This is a genomic window from Kribbella sp. NPDC050281 (genome assembly GCF_040655855.1).
Classification (GTDB): Bacteria; Actinomycetota; Actinomycetes; order Propionibacteriales; family Kribbellaceae; genus Kribbella.
Map to the genome: position 1 here is coordinate 1 of NZ_JBFAKS010000033.1, position 13665 is coordinate 13665.

Sequence of the window (13665 nt, forward strand, 5' to 3'; positions counted from 1 at the left end):
AACACCGCACCGGCATTGACGCCCATGATCTCCGGCGCCGCCAGCGGGTTCGCGGCGACGGCCTGCATCAGAGCACCCGCCACCGCCAGGGCGGCACCGACCAGCAAGGCCAGCACCACCCGCGGCAGCCGGATCGACTGAAGGATCAGCTCATCGGGCTGGTCGGCCTTGACGAGCGCTCCGGGCAACCGTGACAGCGAGATGTGCTGACTGCCCATGGACAGACCCCAGACGACGCCGATCACCAAGAGGGCCAGCAGGACCAGGGCTGCCCAGGTGACCCGCTGCTTGCTGGTGACAATCCTCGGACGACGGTGAGTTGCGTCCTCGGTGGCGGTGGGCAGAATGCCCGTCGACTGCGACATGTCAGGTCCCGTAGAGGTTCTTGACGGCTTCCTGGGCGATCAGTTCCGAGGCGACCAGACCACGTGATCGCGACCAGACGTTCTGGTCGACCTTGTACGTCGCGTTGTCCTTGACCGCGGGAATCTCCTTCCAGAGCGGGCTTTTCTCCCACGTGTCGGCCAGGGTGTCGCCGGTCTGGCCGGCGATGAACATGATGTCGGGCTTGGTGGTGACAACTGTCTCCAGCGTGAGCGAGACGGTCGCGTCGCCACTGTCGTCCGCCAGCGGGGACTTGATCCCGAGCAGGGCCAGCACGCCGGGGGTGTAGGCCTTCGGTGGGAACCCGGTGAACTCCTTGTCGGACGACACCGCGAACAACGCCGTGCGGGTCTCACCGGACTTCGCCTTGGCCTTCAGATCGGTCAGGATCTTGTCGTGCTCGGTCAGCCGGGTCTTCATCTCGTCACACTTGTTCAGCGCGATCGCCGCGGACATCTCGCTGTCCATCACCTGCTGGTAGTTGCCGTTGAGGCTGGCGTAGGCGACGGTCGGCGCGATCTTCGCCAGTTGGGCGTAGATCGCCTTGTGCCGGCCGCTGTCGGCCAGGATCAGGTCGGGCTTGAGTGCGGTGATCACCTGGATGTTCGGCGTCGCCCGCAGGCCGACCGACTTGTACTCGCCGACCTTGTCACGCAGGCCGGGGATGATCCGCTCCGGCTTGTCGTCGTCGGCTACCCCGGCCGGCGCCAGGCCGACCGCGACCAGCGCGTCGACGAAGGAGAACTCCAGCGCAACCACCCGCTTCGGGTCGCCGGTGACAGTGGTGGTGCCGAGGTCGTGCTTGATCGTCCTGGTGGCCTTGCCGCACTGCTCGAGATTGACATCCGAGCTGATCCCCTGTGCGGCCGCGGACCGGTTGGCGTTCGGCGCGTCGCCGGTGGCCGGCGACGCGGACGTGCCGCCGCATCCGGCCAGGCCGACCGCCGCGACGGTCAAGGTGAGGACGGCGATCGACCGCCGCGGCCTCGAAGCGGTGTTGGACATGGCAATCACTCCTGGTGTCGAAGATGCGTTACAGGGGTGGGGCGGCGAATCTGGGGCCGGGACCGCAGCAGTCCGGCGAAGAAGTCCCGGACGGCCGGAAGGATCAGTGAGCCGCGGTGGGCGACTCCGGGGACGAGTTCGAACCGGACGTCGATGCCCTGGGCAAGGAAGTCGCGCTCGAGTGTGCGGAGCCGCTCGATCCGGGTACTACCGGTCTTCTCGGCGCCGTCCATCCAGTTGGACTCGCCGGGGTTGTCGATCTCCCAGGTCTCGACGTCGTTGTCGCCGACAACCATCAGGATCGGCACGCGGCGCAGCGAGTCGAGGTCGACCGCACGACCGAAGCGCTGCTGGAGATCCTTGGTGCCGAGCCACCAGGGAAGACTGTCGTCGAGCTGGGTGATCCGGCCGGGAGCACCGATCGACACTCCGGCCAGGCGATCGGGATGGAGATAGAGGAAGCGATGGGCGAACTGACCGCCGCCGGAGAATCCGTGCAGATAGAACACGTCCGGGTCGACCGGGTACCGCCGGCCGACCTCGTCGACCATGGCGAGCAACGCTTGGTCGTACCGGATGCCCTGGTACTCGATGAACTTGAAGTTGTGCAGATCCTCCGGATCGATGATCCCGGCGGGGAACAGCGGCGCGAGTACGACGATCTGGTGCTCTTCGGCGAACGCGGCCATGTGGTCGCGGTACAACGAGGCGTTGCGCTCGGTGCCGTGCTGCATGACGAGCAGCGGGGCCCGGTCGGTGCCCAGGGTCTGCGGCACGTAGAGGCAGTAGCCGAGCCGCTGGTCGTACTGCGAGGCGAAGATCGGGGTCTTGCCCCGCGCGAAGTGGGCCGAGGTCGGCTCGGCGGGCTGCCCGGTCATGGCCGGAGTTCGTCGTACAGGTTGAACGGGACCAGTTCGTACTTGTTCTCGCACGGAGATCCCGCGGCCACGTAGTACTCGCCGGTGGTGAGATCGACGCAACTGGACAAGGTGGTGGACCACTGCTCGACGGCGGGAAGCCGCTCGTCCGGGTGGGCGCAGAGCGAGTCCGGGTAGCCGAGGTGGTCCGACATCGCTGTGTGGATTGCGTTCCGGACGTCGTCCGGCATGGCCCCCTCTGCTGCCTTCACCAGGCCCCGACGAGCGCGTGGTACCCGGATCAGTGAGTCGGGGGAGATCAGTCGCCCGGTGCTGCCGACCTCCGTCGGATTGAGGACCTGGTAATGGTTGCCGTGCACAATCAGCCCGTTCTCGCCGTACTCCCAGCCGTGTCCGCCTGGAGTGGTCTCGATGTCGATCGAGAAACCGTCGCGATGGGTGAGCAGGGCGTTGCTGGCGATGTGGGCCTCGGTCGAGGTGAGGATCTTGACCGCGTCGGCGATGTTCGCGGCGTCGAGCACCGCGCGGCGGATGACCGTCTGAGGCATCCCGACCGAGTCGTCGAAGCGCCCGCCCAGGCCGTTCGCGTTCAGTGCGAGGCCGTCGGAGTTCGCGCCGTGCCGGCCGATCTGCCCGGCCTCGACCTGCAGGATCAGCGTCGGCTTCGGTGGCTGCACGACCCGGAGGACGACGACGGATCCGCGGACCGCTTCGCGCCAGTCCCAGTTCTGGCCGGCGTACACGTGCCCGTCGCCGGCCGCTCCGTCGATCAGGGAGAACGACGTACAGCCGTCGACGTCCTCGCGGACCGGGGACTCGGGGAACCAGTTGTCGTAGATGATCTCGCCGCGACAGTTGAGGGCGACGATCTCGGGCAGCGTGACGCCGGCGCCGTCGGCGATCCCGGCCATCTCTGCCAGCAACTCGGGGTGGTCCCGCTCGACGAGACGCTGCCACGGCCGGGTGTGATCGAGCACCTGATCCCAGGACAGACCGGTCTGGTGCGCGAAGCCCTCGCGGTAGTACGCAATCGCGTCGGCGATCAGATCCGCGGCGGCACTCCCGTACTGACGGCCACGTTCCTGGGCGGACGGGCTCGCGATCTCGATGACTCGGAGACTCGGCACACGCGCTCCTCAGCTGAACACTCTTGGCTAGAAAGAGAACATTGACGCAATACTGTAACGGCTATTACGGTCCTGTCCAGACCTTGCGCACAACGGACCTGTAATCCAGGTGAGGAGCCACAGCGGATGACCACTCCACCGCCCACACTCGAGCCAGTCGACCTGATCCTGTACGGCGGGATCGTCTGGACCGCCGATCCGCACCACCCGCTCGCCTCCGCGATCGCGGTCACGGGGGACCGCATCGCCCGCGTCGGCGGGGACCCCGAGATCCTGCCCCTGGCGAGCGAGGGCACAGAGTTGGTCGACCTCGCCGGACGGATGGTGTGCCCGGGCTTCAACGATGCGCACACGCACTTCGAGAACGCCGTCGACTGGCATTTCCAGGTCGCACTGACCGACGTCAACGACCAGGTTCGGCTCGAGGAACGCGTCGCGGCCACGGCTGCGCGATTGACGCCCGGCGTCTGGATCACCGGGGGAGATCTCGGTGACTTCGCCTCCACCCGGGAGGAGGCCGTCACGCTGATCGAGCCGGACCTGGCCGCGATCGATGCACTGACGCCCGGCAACCCACTGCTTATCCGCCGTGCCGACCACCAGTACTTCGCCAATTCCAAGGCACTCGAGGTCGCGAACATCGATCGCGAGACGCCGGACCCGCGCGGTGGCAGGTTCGGCCGGGACGCCGACGGCGAACTCACCGGCATGCTCTACGGACAGGCCGGTGAGTTCCTGCACCGGCTGGTCACCCCGATGTCGCTGGAGCAGAAGCTGCTCGGTGCGCGCGGCGTGATGGCAGGGCTGAACGCGGTCGGGATCACCTCTGTCCACGACATCGCGCGGCTGCCGTCGGTGACCGACGAGACGATCCCGCCCGTCTACCTCGAGCGCAGCTTCTCGAATGCGCAGATCTTCCAGACCCTCGCGGACCGCGGTGAGCTGTCCGTCCGCGTCTACGCCTTCCTCCCGCTCGACACCCATGACCGGCTGCCCGGTCACGGCGTCACGCCGAAGACCGGTGACGACTGGCTGCGCTTCGGGGCCCTGAAGATCTTCGTCGACAGCGGTGCGATGCTTGCGCCATTCGACCTCGCGGGCGCATCAGGTACCGGCCTCACCGACAGCTGGTCGTACCGCTTCGTCGGCGAGGAACGCCTGGCCGAGCTCGTACTGGCGGGTGACGCGGCGGGTTTCGACATCGGCGTCCACGTCCAGGGCGATCGCGGCTGCCGGATCGCGATCGACGCGTTCGAACGGGCGGCGCTCCTGAATGGCCCGCGCGACCGGCGGCACCGGCTCATTCACGCCTGGCACCTGGCAGCCGACGACTTTGCTCGCGCCGGCGAGCTGGGACTGATCGCCGACGTGACGTCGGACCAACTCCTGCATTACTCCGCGAACCTCGACCAGGCGCTCGGCCTCGCCCGCTCCGCGAACGCGTTCGCCTGGCGCCGGATGATCGACAGCGACATCACCGTCAACCTGGTCTCGGACCTCCCCGGAGCGTTCAACAAGTCGCACGTCGCCGAGATCAATCCCCTCCGCAACATGTACGCCGCGATCACCCGCAAGGCCGGCGATTCAGCGCAGAGCGAGCCGTTCCACCCCGACCAGGCGATCACTGTAGACGAGGCGCTGCTCGCGTACACCGCCAACCCCGCCTACTCGTCGCACGAGGAGGACGTGAAGGGAAGCATCACCCCGGGCAAACTCGCCGACCTCGTCGTGCTCAGCGAGGACATCCGTGCCGGCGCTCCCGAGGTTCTGCTCAGGGCGAGCGTCGAGCGCACGTACCTCGGCGGCCGCCTGGTCCACGCCGTCACTGACCACGGCGCCGGTACGACGGTCAGCGTGCGAGAGCCGTGATGTCTGTCGAGGCCACCACGTCGACCAGGAGTCGCTCGTTGGACTCGGCGTGCTCCAGGACCAGGCGGCCGGCTTCGGCGGCATCGCGGCGCACGAACGCCTGACAGATGGCCCGGTGCTCGTCGAGCGCCTCGGCGGGCCGATGGGTCGACTCCCGGTAGGTCGTCTCCAGGATCGACAGCGCGAAGCGCATCTCGACCGCGATGTCGGCGAAGAAGTCGTCGACCCGGGTGCTGCCGATCAGGCCGACCACCGCCTGGTGGAACTCCAGATCGCGCTGCACGATCGCCTGGGCACGGCCGGAGGTCGTCGCCTCAGCGAGTTGGTCGAAGGCCTCGGTCAGCCGCTGCAGCTGTGCATCGGTCAGCGTGGCAGCCAGCGCCGCGGCGCTGCTCTCCAGCGTCTTCCGGACGCGGTAGAGGTCGTGGATGTCCGCCTCGGTGAACAACACGACTCGCGAGCCCTTGTGCCGGTAGTGCCGCACGATCCGCTCCCGCGCCAGAATGCCGAGCGCATCCCGGACGGTCCGGCGGGAGACGTCGAACTGCGCTGACAGGCCTTCCTCGCGCAGTTGCTCGCCCGGCTTCAGCCGGCCGTCCATGATCGTCTCGCGAAGCAGGGCCGCAACTTCCTCGGCGGTCGTACCGCGATTCAGCATCGAGACTCGTCCGTCGACCGGCATGCGGCTTCCCCTCTCACCTGCGCAAAGCTCCAGCGCACTCTATCGCGCACCACAACCATGGTAGCATTGGTGCATTGTTCACCAATCGTGTGGGGCGTGATGAGCACTGTCCAGTCCAGGTCTCCCGTGGCGCAATGGAGCCAAGCGAGCATCGCCGAAGTTCTCGCCCAGGAGTTCGGTCTCCGGGCGGTCGCACAGTCGCCGTTGGGTGGCGAAGTCGATCAGAACGTGGCTGTCGATCTCTCCGACGGATCCCGCGTCGTCGTCAAGATCTCCTCGCCCGGAGCCGATGCCGACGAGATCCGCTGGCGGCACGGCCTGCAAGCGCTGGCCGGCCGGCCGGGTGTCCTCGGGTCGGTGCACGTCGCCACGGCAGTTGCCGCGTGCAACGGAGATACCGCCGTTGCGATCGACCGCGACGGGACGCGCCGGATCGTCACAGTTCAGTCGTGGCTGGCCGGTCGGACCTTGTCCGAGCTGAACAGTCATTCCCAACAGCTCAGGGGCGAACTCGGCCTGACCGCCGCTCGCATGGTCCAGGCGCTCGCGCCGGCCACCAGATTGCCCGGGGCAACGACTCATCACTGGGATGTGCTGCGGTCGCCGGAGGCGATTGCCGACGGCATCGATGCGGTCGAGGACCCGACCCGGCAGTCCCAGGTCCGGCGGATCGTCGGGTGGTTCGACCGGGCGATGGACAGTCACCGTGCCGGGCTTCCGAAGTCGGTCGTCCACCAGGATCTCAACGACTTCAACGTGCTGGCCCGGCCGGGGACAGACGGTCGCCACCATGTGCACGCCGTACTGGACTTCGCCGACGCGCTGTACACCGTGCGGATCGGCGAATTGGCCGTGGCGGTCGCCTATTCGATGCTGCGCACGGCGAATCCGCTGAGCGCGGCCGCGGCCGTGATCCGCGGGTACGCCGCGGAGTTCGAGCTCACCGAGGACGAGCTCTCCGTGCTCTACCCGCTGGCCGCGACCAGGTTGTGCGTCAACGCCGTCACGTGGACGAAGCGTTGTGCGGACAGCGGTACGTCGTACGGCCACGAGCGGATGAAGCACACCTGGCCGGCGATCGCTCTCCTCGCGGCAACCCCACCGGAGGTCGGCGAATTCGTCGTTCGCTCGGCGGCCGGCGCTCCGGTCGAACCGGGGAGGCCGGTGCCGGGTGCCGGCGGTCGATGGTTGGTGCCTGGCCTGGACCTCGTGCCCTTCGCACCCGCGCACGAACCGGTCGGTCGTGATCACCACGCCCGGCTGGGCCGTCATCTGCAGGCCGATGCCGGCACAGTCGTGCGGCGAACGACCGCGTCGGGTGAGGCGGCAACGCTCAGGCTCGGCGTGGAGATTGCGGCTTCACGGCCGTTTCAGGTCGTCGCGCCCCATGCCGCGGTCGTGGAGGAGCGTGATACGCCGTACCTGATCCTGCGACACGAGGGCGCGGAGACGATCTGGTCCCGATGGACCGGACTCGACTCATCGCTGTCGGCCGGCGCCTCCGTGGCCGCGGGTGACCCGATCGGTGACGCGCGGGCAACCCTCCGCGTAGCGATCTTTCGTTCCCACGAGACAGCACGCGTCAGTGGGAGGCAGTTGGTCGCGCCCTCCGAGGCGCCTGCGTGGGCGATCGTCTCGCCCGATCCGTCGGAGTTCCTCGGACTCGGTGCCCGGCCGGGCGGCGCCACGGACTGGACGGCCGACAAGGTGCTGGCGACGAGGAACGTGCGGTTCGCCCGGTCGCAACGCTCGTACTACGACCGGCCGATGAATCTCGTCGGCGGGCGGGGCGCCTGGCTGTACGACGAGTTCGGCCGCGGCTACCTCGACGCGATGAACAACGTCAGCCACGTCGGCCACGGCAATCCCCGCGTCGTCGAGGCCGCGACCGCGCAACTGTGGCGGCTCAACACGAACAGCCGGTTCCTCTACCCGGGCATCGCCGAGTACGCCGAACGGCTGACCGCGTTGCTGCCCGATCCACTGGAGGTCGTGTTCCTGGTCTGCAGCGGGAGCGAGGCCAACGACCTGGCCGTCCGGATCGCGCGCACGGTCACCGGGCGCTCGGACGTCCTGGTGGTCGACGGGGCCTATCACGGCAACACCTCGGTGATCACCGGGCTCAGCCCGAACCGCTACAAGGGCCCGGGAGGCACCGGTCCCGATCCAACCACCCACGAGGTACAGCAACCCAACCGCTATCGCGGCCCCTTCGGGTACGACGATCCGGACGCGGGCAGCAAGTACGCCGCCGACGTCCAGCGGCAGGTCGATCGGCTCACCGCGCTGGGTACGCCGCCGGCTGCCTTCATCGCGGAATCGGCGATGGGCACGGCCGGCAGCATCTTCTATCCGGATGGCTACCTCGAACGGGCACACGCCTCCGTCCGGTCCGCCGGTGCCCTCTGCATCGCCGACGAGGTCCAGGTCGGTTTCGGTCGCTTCGGTGACGTGTTCTGGGGATTCCAGAGCCAAGGTGTTGTTCCGGACATCGTCACGATGGGCAAGCCGATCGGCAACGGGCATCCGATGGCGGCCGTCGTCACAACCCGGGAGATCGCCGACGCCTTCGACACCGGGATGAGGTACTTCAACACCTTTGGCGGCAATCCGGTGTCGTGTGCGATTGGGACCGCCGTACTCGACGAGATCTCCGAGGGAGGCTTGCAGGCCCACGCGGCTGAGACCGGGCGGATCTTCAAGGACAGGCTCGACGAGCTCGCCGGGCGGCACGAGTTGATCGGGGACGTACGCGCCCACGGCATGTATCTGGGCATCGAGCTCGTCCGTGATCGGGTGACCAAGGAGCCGGCGGCACGGGAGGCGCTGGTGCTCAGCGAGCTGATGAAGGACGAGGGGATGCTGGTCTATCCGGCGGGATCGGCCGGCAACGTGCTGAAGATCAAGCCACCGCTCGCCTTCACGCCGGCCGACGCCGAACTGTTCACCGAGGTCCTCGACGAGGTACTGACCCGGGACTGGTGATCGGGGTTCCGCACGGTCGTGGCAGCTTTACCACCCTTCGGTGAGAACGCGGTCAAGTGTGTCGGCGAAGAAATCGGCGTCGGGGATCGTGATGCCCAGTGGCGGCTTGATCTTCAGTACACACAGGCGATCCGACGTCGGCTGCATGATCACGCCGAGCCGGCGCATCCGCTCGCAGATCGCTGCGGTCTCCGCCGGTGCGGGCTCCAGCGTTGTGCGATCGCGGACGAGTTCGACACCGACGTACAGCCCCATCCCGTGCACGGCGCCGATGATCGGATGGCGGTCGGCGAGCTCCAGCAGTCGCGCCCGCAGATGGTCACCCACCACGCGCGCATTCTCCTGCAGTTGTTCGTCGCGAAGTACGTCGAGAACCGTCACGCCGGCGACACAACTGACCGGACTGCCGCCGGCCGACGAGAAGAAGTAACCCTGGCTGCGGTAGCCCGCCGCGATCCCGGCCGTCGTGATGACCGCACCGAGCGGATGCCCGTTGCCCATCGCCTTCGCCACCGTGACGATGTCCGGGACGACGCCTTGTTGCTCGAAGCCCCAGAAATGGTCGCCCAGGCGGCCGTATCCGACCTGGACCTCGTCGGCGATGCACAGGCCGCCGGCCCGCCGTACCGCAGCGTAGATCTCTTGGAGATAGCCGTCCGGGAGAGCCATGCCGCCGGCGTTGCCGTAGAACGACTCGGACAGGAACGCAGCGGGCGGGCGGCCGGCCTCGCTCAGCTCGTTGATGTAGGCAGCGGCATCCTCGCCGTACCTGTATGCGTCGGCTCCTCGGTACTGCCCGCGATAGGCGTTCGGTGCGGCGACCGTGTGGACCCACGAGGGCCGCGAATCGAGGGCGTTGGGATTGTCGGCGACCGACGTCGAGATGGCATCGGTGGCGTCGGACCAACCGTGGTAGGCCTCTCGGACCGCAACGATGTCACGCCGTCCGGTGTTGGCCCAGGCGAGCCGGAGGGCGAGGTCGTCGGCCTCGGTGCCGCTGTTGACCAGGAAGACCGTGTCCAAGGGGTCGGGCAGTAGCGCTGCCAGGCGCTCGGAGAACTCGACGACCGCGCGATAGTGGAAACGCGAGTTGGTGTTGAGCAGACGCCACTGCCGTTCGATCGCCGCGGCGAGGCGCGGATGCCCGTGGCCGAGGATCGACACGTTGTTGACCATGTCGAGGTACGACCGGCCATCGGTGTCGAACAGGTGGTTCCGCCAGCCGCGCTCGATCTGCGGCGGCTCCCGGAAGTAGTGCTCCTGGACCGGAGCGAACGCGGTATCGCGGCGATCCAGCAATGCCTCGCGATCGGTGGCCAGGGGAGTGCGGACCCCGGCCGGATCGATCAGGCCAGTCGGGTCCGGGCACGACTCTGCCCACGCGTCGGCCAGACTTGCCGGAACGAAGAACGGCGGCTGAGCGTCGAGGTCGCTGACCTGCACCCACAGCGCGGCCCCCGATGCCAGCCGACCGAGTACATCGCCGGTCTCGACAGCGCCTTCAGCAGTAACGTCCGCACCGCTGAGCCACAAGGTCACACCGTCCGGGCCCGTGAGCGCCGCGGTGTCGCCCTGCCGCTGCACTACCCCGGGCCACGGCGCCCGGATCTCCAGCTCTCGTCCTGCGAACACCTCGACGCCAAGACCGATGGAAGCCGGAGCCTCGAACGAGTTCAGCCGAGTACGCGTCAACCGCGGCTGGAGGAACGGAACAGCCACGGCCGCCGATCCGGCCCGCTTGATCGCCGCCGCAGCCGCGGCGGCCTCCGCGCCGTCGAGCAGGAAGCGTCCGTCGTGCAGGTCGGCACTCGTCGCCGACAGATCCAGCTGAGCCGGAACGACGGGCTGGTCGTCGATCCACAGCAGGGCGGAGCCGTCGGCGGTCCGGTGCTCCTTCCGGGGTCGCACCGAGGCGCGGATCAGTTCGGTCAGGACCTCGAGCGGAACCGAGATCGCCCGCTCGAAGATGCGCCACTCGCGCGCGAGGTTCTCCGTCGCGTACCGGTTGTCGCGGTCGACTTGCGTCTGCTGCTGACCACTCACCATCAGCGCGGCGGCCCGCAGTACGACGAGCGGCCCGAGCGCCGCGAGTCCGTCGTCGGAGATCGGCCGGATCCGGTCGTACGCGACGATCGCCGGGAGCATCGTCGACGGATCGGAGGAGTAGTGCAGCAGCGACGTACAGGTCACCGCGAGTTCGGCGATCGACCAGCTCTCCGTGAGGTCGCCGAAGTCGATGACGCCGACCGGCCGGCGACGCCCGTCGGCGTCGACGGTGGCGATCACGTTGTCGTCGGTCAGGTCGCCGTGGATGGCCTGTAGTGGCAGGTTTCCGGCGTACGGCGCGAGCGCCTTGGCGGCCGTCCTCGCCGCGGCGCGGGCGGCGTCCGGTCCGCCGGGCACGGTCACGAAGTCGGCCAGTCGTGCCACCACCTCGGCCGCGTTCCGGAGATCCCATTGGAGCGAGCGGGGCGGGACCTCGCCGGCGAAGCCGGCCAACGCGCGTGAGGTGCGAGCGGCGAGATCGCCCAGGGCAGCGACCACCTCGGGCGCGAGGTAGCTGCTGTTGCTCAGGACGTCGCCGGGCACGAAGGTCACCAGCCGCGCGTACGTCGGCCGGCCGCCGAGCGTGACGCGCTGCACGGTCGAGCCGTCGGCCCCGGGGACCGCCACGGGGACCTGAATGTCAGGCTCGCGCTGGGCGACCTGGGCGGCTGCGAGATCCTGCGCTGCCAGATCCTCGCGCGTGAAGGCGGCGTTGGACACCTTCAGGACGTACTTGGTGGCCGCCGCGCCGACGAGGAAGTTCGCATCCTGCTGGCTGCCGAGTTCGGTGACCTCGCCCTCGATGCCGTACGTCTCCCGCACGTACTCCAGCGCCTGGGCCACGGTGATCTCCGGTGCGGGGAGGGCCGCTTCCTCGAAGAAGTTGAAGGACTGGGTCATGCACGTTCCTCCGCGATCGAGTTGCCGCCGTCGACAATGACGCACTGGCCGGTGAGATAGGACGAGGACGGTGAACACAGATAGGCGATGAGGCCCGCGACTTCCTCCGGGGTACCGCTCCGGCCGACCGGGGTCCGGAGCCCCTGCCGGTGCTCGTCCGGCGTCTGTGAGTCGGTGGCGATCCACCCTGGGGCCACTGCGTTGACCGTGACCCCAGCGACCGCGGAGTCGAGCGCGAGTCCTCGGACCAGCCCGACCACGCCGGCCTTGGCGGCGCAGTACGCGACCTCGCCGCGCATGCCCATGGCCGGTCCGGTGAGGCTGGCGACCATCACCAGGCGCCCGGCGCCGGACTCCTCGAGCGCCGGCATGACGGCGCGGGCGAAGAGGAAGGCCGAGTCCAGGTTGCGTGACAGGCTCGCCCGCCACGTCTCGAACGACAGCTGCCCGACTGCTCCCGACTCCGGCTCCGGACGAGTGGTCGAGGTCATGCCCGCACAGTTGACGGCGATGTCGAGCCGGCCGAACCGGGACGTGGCGGCTCGGACAAGGACCCTGGCGGTGTGGTCCCGGGTCAGATCACCGGAGATGGCAAGGGTGCCGGTGGGGAGTTCGGCTGCGCGCTGGTGGACCCGGTCGCCGGTCGCCGAGATGACGAGCGACGCACCACGGGCGCTCAGTGCCCTCGCCACCGCGAAGCCGATGCCACGTGGTCCGCCGACCCCAGTCACCACCGCGGCTCGGCCCGCCAGGTCGAGGTCGCCCACGCACCGCCACCTTCCTATGATTGGTGACCAATGTAGCAGCTACGGAATTGGTGAGCAATCGTGGGTTACAGCGGTGGGACGAGGTCAGAAACCGAGTCGCCGGCGGAGGGCCGTGAGCTGCTCGGACGCCTCGACAGACCGGGAGGCCTCCAGGGTCGCGACGCCTTGCGCCAGCACGTCCCCGACGACGATCGAGGTCAGCGGTTCGCCGGTCAGGCCGGTGGGCGTCGTCGGGGAGTGGAGCGTGACTGTCACCTCGTGGGCGAGCTTGCTGCTCGGGTCTTCGGTCACCAGTACGGTCGCGGCCCCGACCTCTCGGGCGCGGTCGAGCAGGACTTCGACCTCGACGACCGAGCGGCCGGGCGCGAAAAGGACGACCACGTCACCCGGGCCGATCGCGAGGAGGTCGTCGGCGAGCCGGAAGCCCCCGGCATGGAGGGCCGTCACCCGGAGCCCCACCCGCCGCAGAACCAGGGCCAGATGATCCGCGGCCACGAACGAGGCACCGAAGCCGTACGTCAGTGTGTGCTTGGCATCGAGCAGTAGCTGCACGGCGTGCTGGTAGGTGTCGAGGGAGAATGTCGGCTGCATCAGCTCGAGCCGGTCCAACGACTCCGCCAGCACCTGGTGCCAGACGCTCTCGAGATCCCCACCGGTCGACTCGACCCGCTGGCGGGCGCGGACCGCCGGTCGGTTCGCCTGCGTGAACGGCGCCGCGATCTTCGCCTTCAGCTCCGCCAGGCCGGAGTACCCGAGCGCCTGGATGGTGCGGATGACCGTCGCGTTGCTGGTCTTGGTCTCGGCGCCGAGGTCGGCCGCCGACAGGAAGAGCAGTTCCTCCGCCGGCCGCTCGGCCAGCGACCGGCTGACTGCCCGCGCGGCCGGCGAGAAGCCTTCCCAGCGCTCCCGGATCCGCGACCGCAGGTCGGCGATCACGTCTGCCTGGGTCGCAGCGGTGACGGCGTTCGTGGAAGCATCGCGAGGCTCATCCATGTCATGGATGGTACGAGTCGGAGCCACCC

Annotated in this window: 10 protein-coding genes; 2 read left to right on the forward strand and 8 right to left on the reverse strand. The window is 68.5% G+C overall.

Features of this window, described 5'->3' with window-relative positions:
- From AB0I34_RS30285 to AB0I34_RS30300, 4 genes are all read right to left on the reverse strand, one after another.
- Positions 1-365 (reverse strand): iron chelate uptake ABC transporter family permease subunit (locus AB0I34_RS30285; RefSeq protein ID WP_360451686.1); only part of this gene is annotated, 365 nt, incomplete at its 3' end.
- Position 366: 1 nt separating this feature from the next.
- On the reverse strand, positions 367-1389 hold the full coding sequence (locus AB0I34_RS30290; RefSeq protein WP_360451688.1) for a Fe(3+) dicitrate ABC transporter substrate-binding protein: 1023 nt from the start codon (positions 1387-1389) through the stop codon (positions 367-369).
- Between the two features lie 5 nt (positions 1390-1394).
- Complete coding sequence (locus AB0I34_RS30295; protein ID WP_360451690.1) at positions 1395-2267, reverse strand: PHB depolymerase family esterase; 873 nt, start codon at positions 2265-2267, stop codon at positions 1395-1397.
- Positions 2264-3394 carry a C45 family peptidase gene (locus AB0I34_RS30300; RefSeq protein WP_360451692.1) on the reverse strand — a complete coding sequence of 377 codons (1131 nt, stop codon included), beginning with the start codon at positions 3392-3394 and terminating at the stop codon, positions 2264-2266. The genes AB0I34_RS30295 and AB0I34_RS30300 overlap by 4 nt, the downstream gene beginning before the upstream one ends.
- A gap of 126 nt (positions 3395-3520) precedes the next feature.
- Between AB0I34_RS30300 and AB0I34_RS30305 the strand changes: the two genes are divergently transcribed.
- The gene (locus AB0I34_RS30305) at positions 3521-5263 is read left to right on the forward strand and encodes an amidohydrolase (RefSeq protein ID WP_360451694.1); all 1743 of its coding nucleotides are present in this window, start codon (positions 3521-3523) and stop codon (positions 5261-5263) included.
- On the opposite strand, the gene AB0I34_RS30310 is transcribed toward AB0I34_RS30305, so the two are convergent.
- Entirely contained in the window at positions 5244-5945 is a 702-nt protein-coding gene (locus AB0I34_RS30310) for a GntR family transcriptional regulator (protein ID WP_360451696.1), read from the reverse strand. The two genes, AB0I34_RS30305 and AB0I34_RS30310, sit on opposite strands and share 20 nt — an antisense overlap.
- Before the next feature lie 99 nt (positions 5946-6044).
- Here AB0I34_RS30310 and AB0I34_RS30315 point away from each other — a divergent pair, with 99 nt between their 5' ends.
- Complete coding sequence (locus tag AB0I34_RS30315; protein ID WP_360451698.1) at positions 6045-8930, forward strand: aminotransferase class III-fold pyridoxal phosphate-dependent enzyme; 2886 nt, start codon at positions 6045-6047, stop codon at positions 8928-8930.
- Between the two features lie 27 nt (positions 8931-8957).
- Here AB0I34_RS30315 and AB0I34_RS30320 read toward each other — a convergent pair whose 3' ends face one another.
- The 3 genes from AB0I34_RS30320 to AB0I34_RS30330 form a co-directional block, all read right to left on the reverse strand.
- The gene (locus AB0I34_RS30320) at positions 8958-11876 is read right to left on the reverse strand and encodes an aminotransferase (protein WP_360451700.1); all 2919 of its coding nucleotides are present in this window, start codon (positions 11874-11876) and stop codon (positions 8958-8960) included.
- The gene (locus tag AB0I34_RS30325) at positions 11873-12643 is read right to left on the reverse strand and encodes an SDR family NAD(P)-dependent oxidoreductase (RefSeq protein ID WP_360451702.1); all 771 of its coding nucleotides are present in this window, start codon (positions 12641-12643) and stop codon (positions 11873-11875) included. Before AB0I34_RS30325 ends, AB0I34_RS30320 begins: the two co-directional genes overlap by 4 nt.
- Before the next feature lie 84 nt (positions 12644-12727).
- Positions 12728-13636: a MurR/RpiR family transcriptional regulator gene (locus AB0I34_RS30330; protein WP_360451704.1), complete on the reverse strand. Its 909-nt coding sequence runs from the start codon at positions 13634-13636 to the stop codon at positions 12728-12730.
- Positions 13637-13665 lie beyond the last annotated feature (29 nt).